At 51.6% G+C, this 21,157-nt stretch carries 15 protein-coding genes; 10 read left to right on the plus strand and 5 right to left on the minus strand.

Annotated features, from left to right (window positions below; genetic code table 11):
- Positions 1–264: 264 nt before the first annotated feature.
- Positions 265–498, minus strand: coding sequence for a hypothetical protein (locus tag IPM39_27100; protein ID MBK8989682.1), 234 nt, complete (start codon positions 496–498; stop codon positions 265–267).
- A 1,394-nt stretch (positions 499–1,892) separates the two neighbouring features.
- Here IPM39_27100 and IPM39_27105 point away from each other — a divergent pair.
- The 7 genes from IPM39_27105 to IPM39_27135 all read left to right on the plus strand — a co-directional run bounded on the left by IPM39_27105 (position 1,893) and on the right by IPM39_27135 (position 14,626).
- Complete coding sequence (locus tag IPM39_27105) at positions 1,893–2,399, plus strand: hypothetical protein (protein ID MBK8989683.1); 507 nt, start codon at positions 1,893–1,895, stop codon at positions 2,397–2,399.
- 352 nt (positions 2,400–2,751) lie between these two features.
- A complete protein-coding gene (locus IPM39_27110; protein MBK8989684.1) occupies positions 2,752–3,084 on the plus strand; it encodes a hypothetical protein in 333 nt (110 codons plus the stop codon).
- A 1,115-nt stretch (positions 3,085–4,199) separates the two neighbouring features.
- Entirely contained in the window at positions 4,200–8,774 is a 4,575-nt protein-coding gene (locus IPM39_27115) for a S8 family serine peptidase (protein MBK8989685.1), read from the plus strand.
- A 234-nt stretch (positions 8,775–9,008) separates the two neighbouring features.
- Positions 9,009–9,272 carry a hypothetical protein gene (locus IPM39_27120; GenBank protein ID MBK8989686.1) on the plus strand — a complete coding sequence of 88 codons (264 nt, stop codon included), beginning with the start codon at positions 9,009–9,011 and terminating at the stop codon, positions 9,270–9,272.
- A 234-nt stretch (positions 9,273–9,506) separates the two neighbouring features.
- Complete coding sequence (locus IPM39_27125) at positions 9,507–11,159, plus strand: IS1182 family transposase (GenBank protein MBK8989687.1); 1,653 nt, start codon at positions 9,507–9,509, stop codon at positions 11,157–11,159.
- A 267-nt stretch (positions 11,160–11,426) separates the two neighbouring features.
- Positions 11,427–12,047, plus strand: coding sequence for a TetR/AcrR family transcriptional regulator (locus tag IPM39_27130; protein ID MBK8989688.1), 621 nt, complete (start codon positions 11,427–11,429; stop codon positions 12,045–12,047).
- Complete coding sequence (locus tag IPM39_27135) at positions 12,044–14,626, plus strand: hypothetical protein (protein MBK8989689.1); 2,583 nt, start codon at positions 12,044–12,046, stop codon at positions 14,624–14,626. The genes IPM39_27130 and IPM39_27135 overlap by 4 nt, the downstream gene beginning before the upstream one ends.
- Positions 14,627–14,804: 178 nt before the next feature.
- On the opposite strand, the gene IPM39_27140 is transcribed toward IPM39_27135, so the two are convergent.
- Positions 14,805–15,821, minus strand: coding sequence for an alpha/beta hydrolase (locus IPM39_27140; protein ID MBK8989690.1), 1,017 nt, complete (start codon positions 15,819–15,821; stop codon positions 14,805–14,807).
- Positions 15,822–16,657: 836 nt separating this feature from the next.
- Here IPM39_27140 and IPM39_27145 point away from each other — a divergent pair.
- Positions 16,658–17,986, plus strand: coding sequence for an ISKra4 family transposase (locus IPM39_27145; protein MBK8989691.1), 1,329 nt, complete (start codon positions 16,658–16,660; stop codon positions 17,984–17,986).
- 151 nt (positions 17,987–18,137) lie between these two features.
- On the opposite strand, the gene IPM39_27150 is transcribed toward IPM39_27145, so the two are convergent.
- Both IPM39_27150 and IPM39_27155 read right to left on the minus strand, forming a co-directional pair.
- On the minus strand, positions 18,138–18,431 hold the full coding sequence (locus IPM39_27150; protein ID MBK8989692.1) for a HigA family addiction module antidote protein: 294 nt from the start codon (positions 18,429–18,431) through the stop codon (positions 18,138–18,140).
- Complete coding sequence (locus IPM39_27155; protein MBK8989693.1) at positions 18,431–18,709, minus strand: type II toxin-antitoxin system RelE/ParE family toxin; 279 nt, start codon at positions 18,707–18,709, stop codon at positions 18,431–18,433. Before IPM39_27155 ends, IPM39_27150 begins: the two co-directional genes overlap by 1 nt.
- 633 nt (positions 18,710–19,342) lie before the next feature.
- On the opposite strand from IPM39_27155, the gene IPM39_27160 reads away from it, so the two are divergent.
- Together IPM39_27160 and IPM39_27165 are read left to right on the plus strand one after the other, a co-directional pair.
- Positions 19,343–19,717: a PH domain-containing protein gene (locus IPM39_27160; GenBank protein ID MBK8989694.1), complete on the plus strand. Its 375-nt coding sequence runs from the start codon at positions 19,343–19,345 to the stop codon at positions 19,715–19,717.
- Between the two features lie 146 nt (positions 19,718–19,863).
- Positions 19,864–20,436: a DinB family protein gene (locus IPM39_27165; protein MBK8989695.1), complete on the plus strand. Its 573-nt coding sequence runs from the start codon at positions 19,864–19,866 to the stop codon at positions 20,434–20,436.
- Between the two features lie 93 nt (positions 20,437–20,529).
- Here IPM39_27165 and IPM39_27170 read toward each other — a convergent pair whose 3' ends face one another.
- Positions 20,530–21,090, minus strand: coding sequence for a hypothetical protein (locus IPM39_27170; GenBank protein MBK8989696.1), 561 nt, complete (start codon positions 21,088–21,090; stop codon positions 20,530–20,532).
- Between the last annotated feature and the right edge of the window lie 67 nt (positions 21,091–21,157).

Genomic DNA, 21,157 nt, shown 5'->3' on the forward strand with positions numbered 1-21,157 from the left:
AAACGGCCGTGCGCCTTTTTACTGTTTTCTCGTGGCGTAGGTTTTGCTGGGGAACGGCCGTTCACTTCATCGTCAATTTCTGGAAATTGTAAATCTGGCTGCCGTTTAGACGAAGCGGCGCAAAGTTGAGGCCGGTTGACCGGCCAGGTTGTACGTTGAGAAAAGAAGTTGGTGGGTGGGAACGGCCGTTTTGCCCCCACCCGTCTGGCAAAACAAGCTCAAGGTCTCAGCAAAGCGGCCTGACTGCGGCAGAGGTTTTGGTTTTTAAGCGGCAGGCTGATTGTGGAAGTTGTTGGGAATGGCGTAGGGGTTGGATGGGAGACGGCCGTTTGGCAAAACAAAAGTGATGGGCGTGAAACGCCACAGGCTGTTGTAGGTTTTGAGGAATGAAGAGATGTTGGGTGGGGGACGGCCGGTTGGGATAGCAAATGTGGTGGATGGGAAACGGCCGTTTTCCAGTAAAATTATGGTTAAAAGCCAGCGCCCTAACCCGCCCAATCAGTCAGCTTCGGCGCAGGTTTTAATAATTTTCGTTCAGGCACAAAGACAAGCGTCAGGACGGGCAGCCCGCCTAACATTCCATCCTGAGAACGTACCCGCTAATTGGGGCAAAACACTCCTTCAAAGGACGGGTAGGTTCTCCGGTGGGGGAATGACCCACCGGGCATGGGAGGTTACAGGTGACGCTGGCGCGAGTCCTCGGAAGGCTGGCTATTTGGTGATTGGCAAAGGTTTTGGCTGACAGCGCCAGCGCACCTGATGGTGGCGTTAGGGTGCGACACGAGGTCGCATGAGTAGCTGTTATGACCTTAACAAACAAGGGACATAACCTGGTGTTCTGCCACCAGTGCCCCTTCGGCTTCGCTCAGGGCAGGCTCTACCAGAGCGTGCGTCGTTGGTAACGACGGGGTGCGAAGCCTCTGGGACAATGAAGCCTCATCTCGCAAGAGATGGTCGTGGAATCGTGAGAGGAAGCGATGACCGCCAATACCAGGCGGGCCGGGAGCTAGGGCTGTGTAGTATGGTCAACATATGTGAATGGCTGATAAACGTCGTTACACCAGACAAGCGCAAGGTATTGCGTATGAAGGCAACTTCATACAACGCTTGGACCAAAATGGTAAGTGGTCAGGAATGGGTGCTCCTAACTCACTCATCGCAGATGCTGCACCACCGGCGAATAGGCCAGATGCTTCGGCAGCCTCAGCACAGGCTCTAACCTACACAGGTACTCATGCGGAACGTGGTAAGCCCGATGTTCTCCCTCATGGGTAGGGCGGTCGCAAGACCAACCGATGGAATAGCGGGTAAAGGATGCTGGAGAAAGCGAAAGCCGCGCTGTAACGGCGGGGATACGGGTTCAAGATTTGCCCGGCGCGAAAGCGAGCAGACTTCCGGCAGGTGTCTCTTTACGAGACAATACGGCAAACCGTCTCAGGAGAGAAAGCAGATGGCGAGGACGAAAACATAGGATGAAGTCAACCTTTTCCTTTCGTTACTTGATGCGCTCTCCCATGTTGTAGCAGGTTGGCACGATAGGATTACCTATCGCCTACAATATGCGATGGCTCCGTATGGGTATCGTAAAGTCTGCCCGGTAACGGGCGGGCGGGTCTAGCAATAGGCTTTTGAGATGCTTAAGCCTACTGCGTTGAAAAGCCTGCCCTGAGCGTAGCCGAACGGGGCGCACGGTGGGTTTTGAGGGGAGGAGGTGGCAGCAATGCCTCCCCCTTACCCGACATGAGCAAAGGCTCGGTCAACTGTTACGATTTGTACCTTGTAAACAGGGCAGAACCATCAATCCATGAAGCATAGAAAGGCATGAGTGATAGTTGATCTAGATGATTGGAATTCGCCAAATGACGAATCCCTGAAAGGAGAAGGTCTGGATCATGAACACAATAAGTAAGACTAGAGTGAATTACCGTCTCATGAATATTCTGGCACTTATAGTCGGGATCATCGGTATTGCGTTTCTATTCTTGCCAGATTTCGAACTACTGTCATTTATGCTGACGGTGGCTGTTTTAGGTGGCCTAATCGGTGGAAGTAACGGTTACGAGGAACGGGAGCGCCTTCAACTTAGGCAGGGTTATCAGAAAGCCTTTAATGGGTTGCTCTTAGTGGTAATGGCCGCCTACTCTCTTATCGAGTTTTCGAAATGGTTTATTCTTATGGAAGCAGCGGCAACTTTTTTGAATAACCACTGGCCTGGTTTGATTCTATCTGTGATGTGTATCGCAATGGGAATCGCTGGACTTCAAAAAAGCAAGAATGGCAGGCTCAGTCTAACAATGCGTGCACACGGACGGCGGGATTCTCACCATCAAAACGAGTTGGTTCTGATTTTGGGCTTTTTCCATTTTGCAGATGAATCCAAACCCACCCGCCGCCGGTAACGCGAGCCGTTAGTCGGGCTTACTTGTCCGTCAGGTTTACATATCGATAAAATAGTCGCAAGGGAGAGTTGATATGCCAACGAATCAGGCGCGCGATATTTTCATCGCTCGTATCAAACAGCTTATGGGGCAATATGGGTATTTTGTAGAGTAGAGCGCCAGCGCACAGCCGGAATGTGTCAATAGAAAGGTGAGTGATGAACACAAAGCACGGTTAAAATCATTGAGGAAAGTGCTTAATGTGGCACATTTTCTGCCATATTCTGATTTTGGGCCAATAAGGGCAGGGCGGTAACGGCCGTTTACTTTTTTATAGGCACATATACGCAAGGAAAATGAAAGGGAGGGTACGATGTCCATATGGAAAAAACTTTTAGCAGCATTTTTTATAATGTTACTTTCTTTCGTAGTTTCAGGTTTTCTTGGCTACTTATTTTTCGAGCTTTTTGCGGGGGTTCTCAGGTGGGGTGAAAGTATGTCTTTTCTTTTGATTTTTATTTCACCCGTTGTCGCTGGATTTGTAAGTCTTTTTGTGTCTTGGAAATTGCTTTTTTTTGATGAGCCAAGTTTTGCTTTTAGCGATAATTTGTATCGGTTGATTTTTAAAGGTGTAATGGTTAGTGCTTCGATTGGAATTATTTTAGTTGTTTTTCTATTTTCTTTATTTCAAGCCTATTTTTTTTAGGCTGGCGGTGATAGGCGCATATGTGCAAGGTAAAATCACATGAATCTATTCACTGAATACTACCCAAGAGATACCTGTTCACATGACACCTTTACACATATGGCACACTCTATTTCGCCAACAAAATACGGAGTGTTCTCGAGGTCAGCATAAAAATTTTCACCCTGTAGGCATCTTGTCTTTGTGGCCCAGCCAATCACGCAGAAGCCTTTCTGAGCCTTTTTCTTGCATTTTTGGCGGAAATTGCGCCCAAAATGCGGCATTTCTCTACTCTTGCGACTTTTTAAGCGATTAATCTCATTTCTGAACCACACTGGCAGAGTCTAATGTGCCAAATGTGTCAACTTTCATGATACTGCTGGCGAATTGTTTCGTCGCTCCGAAAATCACAAAAATTAGCCGCTTCAAGCTCAAAAAACGATCAAAATCCGTTTGTTTCATCACCGATTTTCGGCCTGTTTTGAATTTGCCAGCGGTATCCTTTCATCTGGCCGGGTATCCCCACATCGAAGCTAATTTTGCTGTATCAGGATTAATGTGTTTTGTTTGGGTTATGTGTCCCATGTGTCCACTTTTTTGGGGGAATCCCACTTTTCGGTCAACGATTGTATGGGTAGGAAACGCCAGGTCGGGCAAAATCTTCTCGCGCTGAAAAATTAAACAAAACCTAAACATATTTAAACGATTGTTGTAATTTACGTGACTATACTTATTAAATCATAGATGGGCACCGTGGATTTTAGGTAGACATCCTTACTCCTTCTACCTGATTAAATCCGAAAACCCATCTGTCATACGGCTGTTGCAGCAAGATCTTTCACAAAATGCGTGTGTAATAGGACGTTAGACTTCAGCCAAACTGTTTTCATTAGCAATTCTAAAACTCTCAGCAGTAACAAAGGGGACGGAGAAAACCTTTTACCTCAACAATTGCATAGCTTTTGCAGAGCGACCGATTTTCGTGGACATCTTTTTTTGTATTGGTAGCTCCCTCTGACGGAGAGTCTTGTTGCGTGTACCGGTAGTACTCTACATAGTCAGAGACTCCACTAAAGCCGTTCAGCTCTGGTGTGGTTTCGCTTGACAACATAACAACAAAGGAGCAAAGATCCAACATGAAGAAGAGAGTTATTTATTTTATTGTTAGCGTTATTTTCCTAGGGCTGACAGCTGTGCGACCTTATCCGGTGGCAGCCGAGCCGCCAACACAAACCGGCTCGGCTCAAACAGACGACAGCGTCCCGGCAGAACAGCCAAAGCCGGGTACGAACCCTGCGGTTGTGACCGACACCCCACCGCCAGGTTCGCCCGTTTTGCCGGAACGGGCCTATACCGGGTTGGAGATTCGTTTGCAGCAGGCTGTATTTGACCCGTCGGTGGCTTTAACGGCCGTTGCCTCCCCCAAAGCAGTTGTAGAAGTTGAACCAGCCCTCATCACCCGTTTTCAAAGTGTAGGCGAAACGGGCTACCTCATATACTTCCGCGAAAAACCAGATTTATCAGCCGCCTACAACATGACGTGGGCCGAACGCGGCTGGTATGTGGTGCAAACTCTGCAAGGGGCCGCCAGGTCTTCCCAGGCCAATGTGCGCGCCCACCTCGATTCGCAAGGCGTAAAATACCAAAGCTTCTGGATTGACAACATCATTGCCGTTGAAAGCTCCAATAAATCCACTTTGAACGGTTTGCTCTCCTTCAGCGAGATCGAAATCATCCGCGCCCCCCGCGTGATGCAAATCATTGAACCGGAAAAATCACTGGATAATAGCCATGCGCCGAACGCCATAGAACCCAACATCGCCCATGTGCTGGCCCCCCAAGCCTGGGCAGACGGTTATCGTGGCCTAGGTATGGTTGTTGCCAACGTTGATACCGGCGTACGCGCTACCCACGAAGCCCTGGTTCGCCAATATCGTGGCACGGCCACCGGCAGCCACGACTACAACTGGTTGGGCGCGGCCAGCGGCAGCGCCATACCAACGGACGATCACGGCCACGGCACGCATACAATGGGCACCATCGTTGGTGAAAACGCAGCCCTAACCAACCAGATCGGTGTGGCTCCGGGCGCTCAGTGGATTGCCTGTGACGCCTGCCAGACCACCGGCTGCCCCGATGCTGCCTTGCTCACCTGCGCCCAATGGATTGCCGCCCCCTATCCCATTGGCAGCCCTGGCTCTCCCAACCCCGACATGCGCCCCAACGTTGTCAACAACTCCTGGGGCGACTGTGGTCAAACATACGACAATTGGTACGCGGGATCCATCGCCGCCTGGCAAGCCGCCGGTATTTACCCGGTTTTCTCCAATGGCAACGCCAGCAACTGTTCTTACTCCTCGCCGCCCGGCCTAAACACCGTCGGCAACCCGGCCCGCTCCGGTAACGTCACCGGCGTAGGCTCTTCGGGTGAAAGCAACGGCCAATATGCCACTCACTCCAATTGGGGGCCAACAGACAATCCCGACACGGTAAATCCCCAGGCCGGTTGGGCGGATTTAAAACCCCAGGTCATCGCTCCTGGTGTAAGCATCCGTTCTAGCACGCCGGGCAGCGACACAGAGTATCAAGATGGCTGGAGCGGCACCTCCATGTCGGCGCCGCATGTTACCGGGTTGGTGGCCCTGATGTGGCAGGCTGGCTCCTGCCTGATAGGCGATTATGCCACCACGGAAACCATCATCGAGCAGACGGCCACGCCGATTTATTACAATGATTTGGGTACCGGCGCACGCTGGCCCAACTATGCCACCGGCTGGGGCGAAATTAATGTAGAAGCTGCCGTGCAGGCGGCGCAAGCCGAGTGTCCTAATGGTACGCTACAAGGGACGGTTACCGATGTCGGCAGCGGTCTGCCAATCGCTGGCGCTACGATTGAGGCTATTCTAAGTGGCAATATGCGCAGCGTAAACACCAACGCCGCCGGTGAATATGAAATTGGTGGTCTCTCTGTCGGTGATTATGACGTCACGGCCTCGGCTTTTGGTTATCTGCCGAGTACGCAAACGGGCGTGACCATCCAAGATGGCGTGGTGACTACTCAGAATTTTGCCTTAACGGCCGTGCCCGACGCCACAGTTTCCGGTTTCGTAACGGATGCGGCTACCGGCTGGCCGTTGTACGCCAGCATCGACATTACCGGCTACCCTGGCAGCACCATCTGGACCAACCCGGAAACGGGCGCGTACAGTGTGCAGTTGCCCCAAGGCGGCAGCTATGAGTTCATCGTCAGCGCCTGGGTAGATGGTTACACGGATGCCACCCAATTGATTGGCCCGATTGCCGGTGATACTACCCAGGACTTTGCCTTGAATGCTGATCTGGTTGCTTGTGAAGCGCCAGGTTATGCAAGTGGCGGTTTGTTTGAACAGTTCGATAGCGGAAGTTTGCCTTCGGGTTGGAGCATAGTTGACAATCAAGGAAATGGTCAGGTTTGGCAGTTCAACAATCCTGGCAATGTCGGTAACAATACGGGTGGGGCTGGCTTGTTTGCTGTCCTTAACAGCGATAGTTATGGCTCCTCTGGCGTACAAAACACCGAGTTACGCACTCCTGTAATGGACTTTTCATCAACGCCTGTAGTTACACTTGAGTTCAAGTACGAATACCGGGATTACTCATTTACATCCGAGGTAGCCAATGTAGATGTAAGCATCAATGGCGGGGCGGGGCCTTGGACGAACGTTTGGACACGCTCCGGAGCAAGTGATTTGGGGCCTAAAACGGCCGTTATCGACATCTCCGCTTTGGCCGGCAATCAACCTAATGTGATGGTCCGTTTCCACTATTACAATGGCAGTTGGTCATGGTGGTGGCAGGTAGATGATGTTTTAATTGGAGGAGCATCGTCTTGTACTGCTCCTTCCGGTGGTTTGGTGGTAGGCAACGTTTACAACGCGAACATGACCGCAGGCGTCAACGGCGCTACCGTGTCCAACGAAGACAGCTACACCACTAACAGCGCCGCCACGCCGTTAGACCCCAACGTAGACGATGGCTTTTATACTCTCTATTCCCCGGCCGGTAGCAAGACGTTTACGGCCGTCGCCACCGGCTACACATCAGACGTAGACACCGTGAACGTGGTAGCCAACAACACCGTGTACCACGACTTCTCCCTGGGCAGCGCTTTACTCAGTTATGCCCCGGAAAGTCTGGCTGTTACAATTCCGACGGGGAGCAGTCTGATACGGCCGTTTACCATCACCAACAGCGGTACTGACACAGCCAACTACCAGATTGGTGAAATAGGTGGCAGCGTCTCTGATGTGGCACAGGATGGCAGCTTTGAAGGCGGAACGCCAAATACCAGTTGGAGCGAGGCTTCTACTAATTTTGGCACGCCAATTTGTGATAGTGGATGTGGCGCCGATGTGTCCAGAACCGGCAGTTATTGGGTCTGGTTCGGCGGAGCAAATTCCACAGAAATCGGTTCGGTTGATCAGACTGTCACAATCCCATCCGGCGTAACGACATTGTCCTTCTGGCTGTTAATCGGAAGCACCGGCGCCCCGGCGTTCATGAATGTTTCCATGGATGGCGACGTGCTGTTTTCTGTCACGGAGGCAGATGCAGCCAGTTATGGGGACTATAAAGAGGCCACCGTTGATGTTTCTGCCTACGCAGATGGCGGCGCCCACAATTTGCGCTTTAGCTCAACCGAATACGGTACTTCTTTGGCCGTAACCAATTTCCACGTTGACGATGTCAGCCTGCTTGTAGACGCTGGCCTTCCCTGGTTAAGCGAACTACCAGCCTCTGGCACAGTCGCTGCCGCGACCGACCAGCAAATTAATGTGACCTTCGACGCCACGGCGATGACGCCTGGGCAATATACCGGTGAACTATTTATCGCCCACGACACGCCCAGCACAGTGCCCAACATGCCCATCACCATGACCGTGGTCACTGATTATGCCTGGAATGGCAGCCAGAGCAGCGCCTGGAACAATGCCCTGAACTGGACGCCCAACGGCGTCCCGAACGGCTTTGCGCGCGTCCTGGTGGACCCGGCTTATCTCACTGGAGTAGACTGGCCGGTACTGGAAATGGACCCGGCTGTGTTTGACCTGACGGTAGCCGCCGGTGCGGAACTGACGATTCCCGACGGCCGTTCCCTCGCCATCAACGGCGCCCTCACCAACAACGGCACGCTGCGCCAGACCATCGACATCACCGATCCCACTTACACCCGCTTCCTGCATATCACCGGCAGCGGTGGGGCAAAATACTACGGCGTAGACATCATCCCGGCCGGGGCGATGGGGCCGACGACGGTGGAAATTCGCGGCAACCAGACCGCCGGCTGCAACCAGGGCGACCAGTTGGCCCACCGCTGCTTCGACATCGAGCCGACCACGCCGCAAACGGCCGCCGTCCGCTTCTGGTATTTGGGTGACGAACGCAACAACCAGGACACCGGCGCTATGCGCGTCTATCATTGGAATGGGGCCAGTTGGGACCGCCTGGACGCTGATGGCGAACAACGCGGCAACGGTGGCGACCATTACTACGTGGAGGTTGATGGCGTCAGCGCCTACTCGCCCTTTGGCCTGACCGACAGCAATCCGGATGAACCCACGGCCGTTTCCCTGCAAACCATTCGCGCTGTGGGAGTGAACACGGCCGTCTTCTCCCTTGCCCTGCTGCTTGGCCTACTGCTGATTAGCGGTTGGGTACTGCGCCGGCGGTAACAACTTGATTCGCCAGGGCAAGACCAGTTTTGCCCTGGCCTACACACGGCATGTTAAGGGGCCTCCGGCGTCACGGGAGGCCCCTTAACCGGTAAAAAGCCTTCAGTCGCAAACGGACAGGCTATGCTTTTCTTCAAGGGAGGGTTGGGTAAAAGCAAATAATTCCTTGTACCGTGTATGAGCATTATGTTATGCTATGGCGCAATCGGGATAGTCACAGATGGAGGAGGCCGCTTGAACTGGCAAGAAGCAACTTACCTGTTTCCTTATATCATGGCACTGCTTATCTCGCTGTCCGTGGCCCACTATACCTGGCGGCGGCGATCCGTGCCGACTATCAATACATTTGCCTTCTATGCCTATGCCCAGACCGCTATGGTTCTGGGCTTTATTTTGGAACTGCTCAGCCCCGAATTAAACGGCAAGATTTTTTGGGATAACTTTCAGTGGATAGGTATCTTTGTCGCTCTCGTCGCGCTGTTTATCTTCACCTTTTAAGACACCTGGCCACATGAAACGATACCGCTGGCGAATTCAAAACAGGCCGAAAATCGGTGTTGAAACAAACGGATTTTGATCGTTTTTTGAGCTTGAAGCGGCTAATTTTTGTGATTTTCGGAGCGACGGAACAATTCGCCAGCAGTATCATGAAACGATACTGCTGGCGAATTGTTTGAGAGCCGTTGCGAGGCCAAAAGCATATAATAGCGGTCAAAAATCGGAGAGAGTTTCATGTCCTTAAATCCTCAGCAAACTCCTGTAGTTCCTGAAGAAACGGCGATGGTTGCCCGTGCTGCGTTCCCCAAAGGGAATACTTATATGCGGATGCGGGATGAGCTGGGTCCAGTTTTTGCTGATGAACAATTCGTTAAGTTATTTCCTGACCGGGGGCAACCGGCCGAATCCCCGGCCCGTTTAGCATTGGTAACGGTCATGCAGTTTGCGGAAGGACTATCTGATCGCCAGGCAGCAGACGCTGTCCGCGCACGAATCGATTGGAAGTACGCGCTTGGTCTAGAGATCGCCGACCCTGGATTCGATGCTTCTGTTCTAAGCGAATTTCGGACACGCCTCATTGAGGGCAGCGCTGAATTGTTGTTATTTGAAACAATGTTGGCCTGTTTGCGTGACAAAGGCCTGCTCAAAGTGCGGGGACGTATGCGGACAGACTCCACCCACATTCTAGCCGCTATCCGCAGCCTGAGCCGACTGGAATGTATCGGGGAGACAATCAGACAGGCGCTGAACGTGCTGGCCACTGTCGTCCCCGATTGGTTAAGCGAGTGGGTCCCCGCTGATTGGTACGATCGTTACAATCGTCGTTTTGAAGATTATCGATTGCCTAAAAGCAAGGAAGACCGCTATACGTTGGGCGAACAGATTGGCCGAGATGGGATGCAGCTATGGCAACGACTGGGGAACCATCCCGAATTAGCTCAATTACGTAATTTACCGGCCATGGAGACATTACGGCAAGTATGGCTTCAGCAATTTATGATTCAGGATGAGCAATTGAAGTGGCGACCGGCTAGCGACCTTCCTCCAGCCAGTTTGTTGATCAACTCCCCGTATGATGTCGAAGCTCGTTTCAGCAAGAAACGGAAGACGGAGTGGACAGGCTATAAAGTTCACCTGAGTAAAAGTTGTGATGAAGAACTCCCTCATCTCATTGTCAACGTTGAAACGACAGCAGCGACCACCACTGATTATGAGATGACGCCAGAAATTCATGGCCATCTGGCCGAACGGGACCTGTTACCCGGTGAGCATCTACTCGACAAGGGGTATATGAGTGCTGATAATCTGGTCGATAGTCAGGAACAACGGATTGATTTAATCGGTCCCGTCGCGGAGGACCCCAGTTGGCAAGCCCAGGCGGGTGAAGGTTTCGCGAGCGCCGCATTTGTCATTGACTGGGAGAAGAAACAGGCTACCTGTCCTCAAGGTCATCCCAGCCATCAATGGTCTTTACTGAAGCAGAAAAACACGACCGTTTATAACTTTCGGTTCCATAAGAAACATTGCGACAATTGTCTGGTGCGCGGCAAGTGTACAAAATCAGCCACCTCCACACGCAGTCTGACCATCCAACCGCAAGCCGGATATGAAGCGCTCCGGGCGGCGCGCCAACGCCAAAAAAAGGAGGCTTTTTGGCAGCAGTATGCCAAACGAGCCGGTGTCGAAGGCACAATCTCCCAGGGTATTGCCATTGCTGATTTGCGCCATGCTCGCTATATCGGGCTGGCTAAAACGCACCTACAGCATATCTTGACGGCCTTGGGTATGAACATTTTACGTCTGGGTGACTGGTGGTCTGGCACGCCCCAGGCGCAAACACGCATTTCCCCTTTTGCCAGGCTCAAACCATCACTGGCGGCTGCTTGAGTTCAAGAAAAGGCATTTCGCCAGCAGTATCATTTCAAGTGGGTGATGCTGATTTCAGGTAGGTCAAACGGCAAAATGCGAAGCAGTTTGATGCACAAAATAGGCTAGGTTGCTTATTTGACAGGCTGTTTTGGCTGTTCAAGAGGCTAATTTTGGCCGTAAGCTGCTCAAAAACCACCCATCTAGCGTTTACGCAAAAATCTGACGGACACCCCTGTTCTACAGCTTGTTTGACAGGCAATAAATATCCATGATATGATTCGTATCATGAATACGGATTCGACACGCCCTTACGAAAGTAAGATACGAAAACGGCAAAAACAACAGACCCGCACGCGCATCCTGGAAGGATTGATCAAGGTAATGGGTGATGGTCTGGCCGATGTCTCAATCCCGGCCGTTGCCAAGGCGTCAGAAATATCCATTCCCACGATTTATCGCTACTTTCCGACCAAACAAGCCCTAATCAATGCCTTGCCAGCCTATCTGGCCGAGAAAATCGGCGCCCCCACATTAGTGCCACAGCCCGATTTAGAAAGTTATCTGGCAACGATAAAAGCATTTTACTCGAACGCGGACAAGATGGATGAATCGCTGCGGGCGGCAGCCCTGAGCGAAGCGGCAGGCAACATCCGTCGCACCACACGGCCGGAACGTCTGCAAATGGTAGAAGAGATGCTGACGCCGTTCATAGCCGACTTACCGATAGAAGAACAAAAACGGTTGCGGAACGTTGTTCTTGTTTTGGCGACTTCAGCGGTTGTTCGTGCATTTACCGATTATTTAGACCTTTCCTGGCAAGAAGCAGCCGATCATGCGGTGTGGGCTATCCAGACATTGGTGAATGGGGCTTCTGCTGCTGCCCAGATCACAGGAGAAAATGAATGACCGTTGTCACGTTACCGGTAGCAGACAGCCTATCCTCAGTTACTTTGATTGGTGGAAAAGCAGTCAACCTGAATCATTTGTTAACCGCCGGCTTTGCTGTGCCTCCCAGTATAGTCGTTACCACAGAAGCTTACTGGGCTTTTGTTACGGCCAACAAGCTTGATGTTTTTTTTCAGGCCAGGACAGGCACGCCTGTTTCAGACGAGACTGTATGGCAACACTTTTTGGCTGCCAGTTTACCAGGCGCACTATCTGATTCGATTTTGAATGCCTATCACAACTTGGGGAACAAATTGGTTGCTGTTCGCTCCTCGGCGACGGCGGAAGATTGGGAGGCAGCCAGCTTTGCGGGACAGCATGACAGTTTTTTGAACGTTCAAGGTGAAACGGCCGTTCTTGAGGCTGTGAAAAAATGTTGGGCCAGCCTATGGATGGAGCGGGCAGTTGTTTATCGCAACCAGCGTGGTATTGATCAACATCAGGTAAGCATGGCGGTCATAATACAGCCAATGATAGCCGCAACCTGTTCTGGTGTACTTTTCACCCAGGACCCCCTTACGCTTACTCAAAAGACAGTCGTCGTTGAAGCGGTGCCTGGTCTGGGCCAGGATTTGGTAAGCGGGCGGGCCACACCGGACAGATACGTTGTGAACCGGCATAACAAGGAAATTGAAAAAACAACTACTCAGAGGGAACCCCCGGTTCTGACCAACGCCCAGGTCCAGCAACTGGTTGTTATCGGATTGGCCGTCGCTGAGTTGTTCGGCGCTGCCCAGGACATTGAATGGGCTGTAGAAAATAACAGCTTCTTTCTTCTGCAAAGTAGAGCCATCACCACAAAGGCTCCCTCTATACCCCTGACGCCGTTACCACCCCATGAAATCAATGTACCCGGTGATGATAGTTGGCTGCCGGAAGAGGCGATATCTCATCCCTTCGATTTATGGACACGGGCAAACTTTGGTGAAGTTCTTCCTAATCCAGTCACCCCTTTGACGCTTTCCAGTTTACAGATGATAGGCAATGCCGCAGAGGTGCAGTTAGCATCTGGCAAGAAGGTGCAGATGGCGCGACGTATCTATGGGCGCATTTATGCCAATGAGGGGGGAATGCGACAATTTGTGGCCGATATAGGACTACCTACATCCTTTATTGATGCTACCTGGGGTAGCAGACGTCCTGATCTACCACCTAAAGCGGGATTCCGACCGTGGCGGTTGCTGACTAAAGGCCCCCAACTTATCTGGCAAGGGTTGAAAAGCCAACGACAACCTTCGTCCTCAAAGCCACTCTTACCCAGAGATGAGGCTGAACTGTACCGGCAAATTGATGTCTGGACAGATGAATTCCAACAGCGTGACCTGTCGGGTATGAGTGAAGAAGAAGTATGGTCTACTATTCGCACTGTGTGGGAGCCGCGCCGCGCCGAGGTGTACCAGCGGCATGTCACGGTGAGTACGGGAGCTTTCCTTTCATTTGCCCCGTTGGAATGGATGACAAAGAAGTGGGGACATGATGCCCGGTTAGCTCAAACCTTAATTACTGGCCTGGATGGTGTCTACGCCGCGGAGATGGGTCCGGCCCTACAACGGCTTGCTCAGGCATTGCACGATGCCAATCTGGTTCACGTTGTCCGGGAAAATCCGCCCCAGGCAGCCTGGGATAAACTGCAAACTTTGCCAGAAGCAACCGGGGTACGGGCATTACTTAAGCAATTTTTGCATGATCATGGTCACCGTTGTCCGGCTGAACCTGAAATTTTACTGCCCCGTTGGGTCGAAGCACCAGAGCAGGTTATTGCCTTAGTGGCTGGATATGTAGGGGATATTGGGCAACGAGACAAACAGGAACATTCATCCGCACAAGTTGCTCAGCAAAACATGGAAAAACAACTGGGCCTCATCCGCAGAGTTCTGTTTCGCCGGGTGTTGCAACAGGCGCAAAATCAGGTACGCCGCCGTGACAACAGCCGTCACTTTATGGCTAAGCTGGAACTATCTCGCCGTCAGCTATTTATGGAGTTAGGGCGCCGTTGGCATGAAAGGGGAATTCTATCTGTCGCCGAGGATATTTTCTTTCTTACCCATGACGAAATTGACATTGCAGTGAGGGGAAGCACGACAGCTACGGCTGAATCTTTATTGGAGCGTACAGCGGAACGACGGAAGGCTTATGAATTCTGGTGCTCCTATCCAATCCCAGAGGCGCTCGATGCCGAGAGCCGACCTTTACCTAACCTCGCATTATCCGCGGAACAGGGTCTTCAAGGCATCCCGGCCAGTGGCGGTATGGCTACTGGCCCTGTGCGAATAGTTCATCAGCCTAACGAGGCTGCACGGCTACAGCGTGGTGATATTCTGGTTACGCTGGCTACAGATCCAGGTTGGACACCTGTATTTCCACTTGTTGCTGGGCTAGTTTTAGTTTATGGGGGGCAGTTGTCACATGGCGCCATTGTTGCGCGTGAGTATGGTGTTCCGGCTGTGGTAAATGTTCCTGAGGCAATGACCCGATTGCATGAAGGAATGATAGTGACTGTTGATGGCAGTAACGGCCGTGTTTTGTTTTTGGCAACGTAAAAGTGCCCCAGTTGGCAAATTGCGAGGTGGTATTTCATAGCCTGGTCTAGAATCAAACGATAGCACAGGTTATCCTTTCTTTACCATAAGACGGTAGTTGCCGTCCTAACGTCCGCTTTACCTGCCGATAGGTCAGGTGCAAGCTATCTCAGGCGGCGTAATATCGTGTCAAATTTAGCTATCTATCTCCCCCAATATGGGAAAGAATGTCCTTCGTCAAGGCCTTTGGCAACGGGAAAACGTGGCCCATATCATCAACCCACAACCCCTTTGCATTCGGTATGATGTCCACAAGTTTTTCTCCGTGTTCAATCGGGAGCAACTGATCGTTTTTGCCGTGAATGACTAATGTTGGCATATCCAACGCCCTTAATTTTTCATAGCGAGAACCAGAACCAATCACGGCCATGATATGTTGAAATATTGCGCGAGCATTCATGCCTCTGCGGTTTCTGCGATCATACAAAATGACTTCAGCAATCTCTTGAATATCCAATCCGTCATCACCCAGCAGCGAAATATACCCTGCGACACGCTCCTTGATCAGATTTTTCTCTCCACCCATGATGCGGTACTTTAACAGGGAGAGTTTCTTTAATGTACTCCCCAACAAATACCGTGTGCTCAGGCTTGGCAGATCAGGATCACCGACATCGCCCGATGCCATGATTAGCGTGAGTGATGCAACCCTGTCAGGATGATTGATCGCCACTTCCTGGGCCACCATTCCTCCCAATGAAACACCTACAAGATGCGCCTCTTGAACTTCGAGTGCATCTAATACTGTCACCGCGTCGCCCGCCATATCAACAAGTGAATAGGGGTTTTGGCGGTCCCACTCTTCAACCCAATCAGACATGCCAGTTCCCCGATGATCGTAGCGAATGAGTTGATAGCCAGCAGCGACAAATGCTTGCATAAAAGACGGCGGCCAGAAAAAACCATCACCGCCATTGGACATAATAAGCAATACAGTTCCTTTTGGTGTCCCTTTAGGGGGAATGCCTTCATACCAAATTTTCAAACCGGCTGACGAAGCAAAACCCGTTTCGCCAACAATTTGCTCTGGAAGCGCACGATTCAGCACCTCATCAATGATTGCGTCCGTTTCTGACGGCAATTTTGGCCCAGCTATAAAGATATAGATGACGAGAACTACAAGCAGCGGAAATAAAGTTACAATAATTACGATCAAAAATTTTCTGATTCTGGGAAATCTTTTCAATTTGAAATCCCTTATTATTGACACTGCTCGTGACAGGTTCGACTTGATTATAGACAAGTACATTGGTCTCATTTTAGTCATTTCATACGTCCGCCGTTCAGTTGTTTAAGCTGCGCGCTCGTTTCCTTTGGCGCGTCAGCTTTAAGCTGTTGTTAGGGCGGCGTTTTGGTTTGTAGAACGACCTTCAATTACCAATATCTTTCACGTTCGGCACAACACAAATTTACATAAGCTGCACCAACGCCACCGTCAGGTGCGCTGGCGCGGTTGACCAATGAATGAATCGCAGCCAAACCGCTGGCCCATTCAGGACTCACGCCAGCGACAGGTGGAAGTGTTGTTCGGTCTCTTTGCCTTTCTGAGCCACAATTCCCACAGCCTATGCCCCAAACGACACCCGGCCAGATGAAGGGTAACACATTTGGGACATCAGACTCCGCCAAGACGTTACTGGAATGCGCTTGATTACCCCAAAAGGGAAATTGAGCCGCTGAAATCGGCCGAGAGAACAGAAAAGGTGGGATTTAGGCGCAATTTTCTCTAAAAACGCGGCAGAAAAGCGTAGAAGCGAAGCTAATAGGGTTCGAAGAACCATTTTCCTAAACGCACATGGTTGACTTTTACGATGCAGAAAATCCATTTCGGCCAGTTGCTTCTCCTGAGGAAGGGGCGCATAAAGAACTTAGGGGAGGAAACTAACACGACATTATTTTTAGGTTAAACTTTCGAAGAATCATCACAAACCCGAAAGGATCGCCTAGAACAATGTCGTGTTTAATGGAAACTATACGTGAAGCGAAACCAGAATGCCAAAAATAGTTGATGAGATGGGCGATGCAGCCACGCTCTCCTTAATGATCCTGCTCGCCTGGCAATTATCGCGCATTCTGGCAGTGAGTCTGGTGGAAGAAACCTTGAATAGCAGAGCCCAAGCCCCAACAGAGTGGGGTCATTGTCAAATATGTGGCCGGAAGTTGCAGAGCAAAGGCTTTGCCCCTCGGGAAGTCAAGAGCATCATTGGTCTCATTCGCTGGCAGCGCCGACTGGGACGCTGTCCTAAGCGATGTGCCATTGGTCAGGTAGCGCCATTGGATGAGGCGCTGGGATTAAAGCCCAATCAAAAAAGCGATGATGGTTTGCGGCGGATAGCTTGCTTGACAGCCATTTTTGTGCCCTTTGAAACCGCAGCCATGTTGTTAAAAGAATTGAGCCAGGTCATCGTCACGCCGCAAAGTATCTGGGAGTGGGTTCAGGTGACTGGAGAAGAGATGATGAACCATTTGGTGGCCGAGTTAGCGGCGTTGAAACTGGGGAATGAGCCAGAGGCGGAAGCGTTGAGCGCGACCCTTGCCGCGGAAACTCTCCTGATGGGCGCTGACGGGGTGATGGTTCCCTTTCGCCCCCAAGCCAAGACAGCGGCGGGCAAAACAGTATGGCGCGAAATCAAGGTCGCCATCTTTGCCCGTTTAGGCAAGCATATCACCCGCGCGGGCCAGACGATGAGCCGCTTGCATCACCACCGCGTGACGGCTGTTTTGGGTGATGTGGACGACTTATCCGAGCGGATGTGGCTGGAAGCGCGCAAACAAGACATCAAGGGAGCGCCCCGCGTTGTCTGGTTAAGCGATGGCGGGCGGGGCTTTTGGCGTTTGTTTGCCGAACGCTTTAGCGCCTCGGCCACTGGGGTTTTAGATTTCTACCACGCAACCCAAAATCTTTGGTCCGGGGTCAAGGTGTGGCTGGATGGCCGCACAAGTCAGGCCAAAACGTGGTTCCATCAGGCCCGCCACCGCTTGCGACATGGTCAGCAAGACGCGGTTTTGGCCGATATTCAGGCAGCTCTCGCCGTACCCGGTTTGCCAGAATCCGCGCAACAAGCCTTGACCAAACTGTACAATTATCTCGATAAACACCGGGAGCACATCCAGTACGACAAATTAAAGCAGGCTGGATTACCCATTGGCAGCGGCCTGGTTGAAAGTACCTGCAAGTGGTTGATTCAGCAACGATTCAAGGGTGTCGGCATGCGCTGGAGCGAAGACGGCTTCAACCATTTGCTTCATTTGCGTTTGTATTGGGTTAACGGCCGTTTTGATGCTTTTTTCCCTTCTGCTTTGGCCTCCCCCAAGTCGTAGATGCGCCCCTGAGGAAGCTGGCACTTTGGGTGTTTTCCAGCGTTTCTCTGGCGAAATAGAGTGTCCCAAATGTGTTACCCTTCATCTGGCCGGGTTTCGCCTATGCCCCAAACAACCACCAATGATTTAGCAGAATAGACTACTGGATGAGCTATTGCGTCACAAATTCGAGCTTTTCAACCTCATCTATATTGAAATTCTGCCGCGTTTGCCACAGATCATAGTTGTTTTGCATAGCTAACCAGCTTTCGGGAGATCTGCCTAATGTTTTTGAGAGGCGTAACGCCATTTCCGGCGTAACACTACTTTTTCCGTTTAGTAGGCGTGTAAAAGTAGATGGGGCAACCTTCAATTTAGCGGCGACCGTGCGGGAACTGACTTGTAGTTCTTCTAAATATACTTCTCGAATAAATTCCCCAGGGTGGGGCGGATCGTACATGTTCATTAGTGATAATCCTCATAGTTCACAATATAGGCATTGCCATCTATGAACTCAAATGTAATGCGCCAATTTTTGCTAACATCCACTGCCCAAACGCCTTGTTTATCGCCCTTTAACGGATGAAGGCGAAAACCCGGCAAGTCCATATCTTCCAGAGTCGTGGCGGTATCGAGGGCCGCGAGACGAATTCTGATCTTTTGGCGATGAGAAGGGTTAATACCAGCGACGTTACCAGTTTCAAAGAAGCGTTTAAGCCCTTTGTGCCTGAATGACTTGATCATGAGATAGATTGTACGTCTTGTTGCGTATTGCGCAACAAAGTGGACTTGTGTGGGTTTCTGCCCCTAACGGTTTGCTCAGCTGCGCCGGCTACTGGGCGTATGACAGAGCCGCAGCGCTTCCCGGCGTCGGCTGCAGCAAAGAGTTAGGCGCAAGTTCATTCATCTTCGGCGAGGCAATAGATATCGACAGCGACTTCTGCCCCAATTTCTCCAAGAACAGAAAGCACTCTTCCGTTCAAATGTCATCCGGGGTTACACCCCGTCACGTAGTATTGAATGATCGATAACTCAGCATTGCAACTTGAAACAACATCTTTCAGCACATTTTTCTTCGGCTCTACCACTGCAGCCATGAATTCCTCGACAAGCTCACCGACGGAATGTGTCACGCCTTCGTGACATCGGCACAGCCCATTCAACGAGTGGGGATCGTCGACCGATACTCCACTGACCCAAAACAGAAAGCTACTGACGAGCAACACTGAAAGCCCAGGTTCGTAATGTGACTTGGGCAACTGATATTCAGGGTGCAAACAATCGGAGTTACCGGTCGGCGTAAACGATGGGCAGAAAAAAGCCAACTGCGACAGGTAACAGTTACACACAATCAAACGAAACAAAGAGGTCACAGACATGTTACAAGGAATTTTCGGCAACGCGACGGAAGCGGATGCTAAAGCGATTCAGAAGGATTTAGATGATTTATTGGCCGATGGGGAGCAGGTCGTCAAGGCGTTCAAAATCGTGCGCGACCTGTTTGTCTTCACCGACCATCGGCTCATCCTGATTGACAAGCAGGGAGTAACAGGCAAGAAGGCAGAATATCACTCCATCCCCTACCGGTCTATCACCCATTTTTCGGTGGAGACGGCCGGGACGTTCGACATGGACGCGGAGATGAAGATATACGTCGGCAGCAGTTCCATGCCCATTGAGCGGCAGTTCAAACGGGGAACTAACATCGTCGGTGTGCAGAAGACGCTAGCGCAGCAGGTTTTTAAGAGGTAGGCGTGGGGTGGTGGGTAACGGCCGTTTAAGCTGATAAGGCAATGGTGGAAAACGGCCGTTACCTGCCCAAAAAGTTGCTATAATACTTGCCCACAATCTGCTTCTGATTCTCTGGAGACCCAGAAGCAGACACCAGGAGTTGGCTAATGTCTGGAAACATGCAATCACTGGCAGCTGTTTTTGACGGTTGGCAAGGCTTTCAAACCAGCCTGATTCACGCTATCGCGCCGTTAACCCCGGAGCAACTTGCCTGGCGGCCGGCGGCCTCGCTCTACTCGGTGGGTGAACTGGCGCGTCACATCAGCCTGGGACGGATTACCTGGTTTGCGCGGATGCCCGCCCCAGGAAGCGCCGGGTTGGTGGCTAACATTGACGCCTGGGAGGTAGACGGCGATGGCAACCGGCAGCTTATGGAGAACGCCTTCCCCATCACAGAGAACGCCGCCGAACTTGTCCATTGGCTAGAAATCACCTGGGCTATGATTGCCAGCACCCTCCAGGATTGGACGGTAGCCGATCTGGCGAAAACCTATCGCCATACCTGGAACGGTGACGTTTATACCGTTTCCCGGCAGTGGACGGTCTGGCGCATCTTAACGCACGATGTTTACCACGGTGGTCAACTCTCGCTGATGCTGGGAATGCAGGGTATTGAAGCGTTTGAATTGGGCGACTTGTTTGGGCATATCATCCTGCCCCCACTGGCCGATTCCGAGTAACGTCAGGTCGCTTGCTCGCGTGCCAAAGCTCAAGATGAGGACAACGCCAGCTTCACCCGCCACGAACGAACCCCGCTCCTGGCATCTTCGGCGTCATTGTCTCTCGCTCTGTACATAAGCGACAACATCGTCCAGTACGGGCATGAAATAATGTGACGAGTCGAAGTATCGCAGGTGAAGCCGGGCGCATTCGGCCTGTACATATTGGCTGAAGGCAATTTCCCGATGGATGATAGCCAGCAGCGCGGCATCGGTATATTCTTGCGGCCAGTCATTGGGCTGCCCCCCATGCGTCCGAATCTCCTGCAATTTCTGAGTCGGCGTGATGGCGCTGTACCCCAAGAAACAGGCGAAGACCTGCGTTGGAGAGGCGCTCCTCAGCGCCGCCACATCCTGGGGCAAGAGTTCACCCTCAAAAACGTAATCCATCTGGTCATGGAGCAGGCTGACGCTCATCTCGCGTACCAATGGCCAGAGACGGTTGGCGACCTGCATCCCGCCAGCATTGGGATCGAGGGCATATTCCGGTACACCACGCGCCAAACCCATTTTGAGAACGTCGAGACTGAGGTAGGGGAGCTGCATCTCCGCGAGGAGACGGCGGGCCAGCATCCCTTTGCCCGTTCGCGCTGCACCACCAATGAAGAGGAGCATAGATTAAGTTCTCCAATCTGCACATATTCCTACAAGGATAGCATTTTCCCGCACCAACGACCGTTTC

This window comes from Candidatus Leptovillus gracilis (genome assembly GCA_016716065.1).
Lineage (GTDB): Bacteria > Chloroflexota > Anaerolineae > Promineifilales > Promineifilaceae > Leptovillus > Leptovillus gracilis.

Bases quoted from the DNA above. Each gene is read 5' to 3' on its own strand.
- IPM39_27105 (MBK8989683.1), top strand. From the start codon at position 1,893: ATGAACACAATAAGTAAGACTAGAGTGAATTACCGTCTCATGAATATT.
- IPM39_27110 (MBK8989684.1), top strand. From the start codon at position 2,752: ATGTCCATATGGAAAAAACTTTTAGCAGCATTTTTTATAATGTTACTT.
- IPM39_27115 (MBK8989685.1), top strand. From the start codon at position 4,200: ATGAAGAAGAGAGTTATTTATTTTATTGTTAGCGTTATTTTCCTAGGG.
- IPM39_27125 (MBK8989687.1), top strand. From the start codon at position 9,507: ATGTCCTTAAATCCTCAGCAAACTCCTGTAGTTCCTGAAGAAACGGCG.
- IPM39_27130 (MBK8989688.1), top strand. From the start codon at position 11,427: ATGAATACGGATTCGACACGCCCTTACGAAAGTAAGATACGAAAACGG.
- IPM39_27135 (MBK8989689.1), top strand. From the start codon at position 12,044: ATGACCGTTGTCACGTTACCGGTAGCAGACAGCCTATCCTCAGTTACT.
- IPM39_27145 (MBK8989691.1), top strand. From the start codon at position 16,658: ATGCCAAAAATAGTTGATGAGATGGGCGATGCAGCCACGCTCTCCTTA.
- IPM39_27150 (MBK8989692.1), bottom strand. From the start codon at position 18,431: ATGAACATGTACGATCCGCCCCACCCTGGGGAATTTATTCGAGAAGTA.
- IPM39_27155 (MBK8989693.1), bottom strand. From the start codon at position 18,709: ATGATCAAGTCATTCAGGCACAAAGGGCTTAAACGCTTCTTTGAAACT.
- IPM39_27160 (MBK8989694.1), top strand. From the start codon at position 19,343: ATGTTACAAGGAATTTTCGGCAACGCGACGGAAGCGGATGCTAAAGCG.
- IPM39_27165 (MBK8989695.1), top strand. From the start codon at position 19,864: ATGTCTGGAAACATGCAATCACTGGCAGCTGTTTTTGACGGTTGGCAA.
- IPM39_27170 (MBK8989696.1), bottom strand. From the start codon at position 21,090: ATGCTCCTCTTCATTGGTGGTGCAGCGCGAACGGGCAAAGGGATGCTG.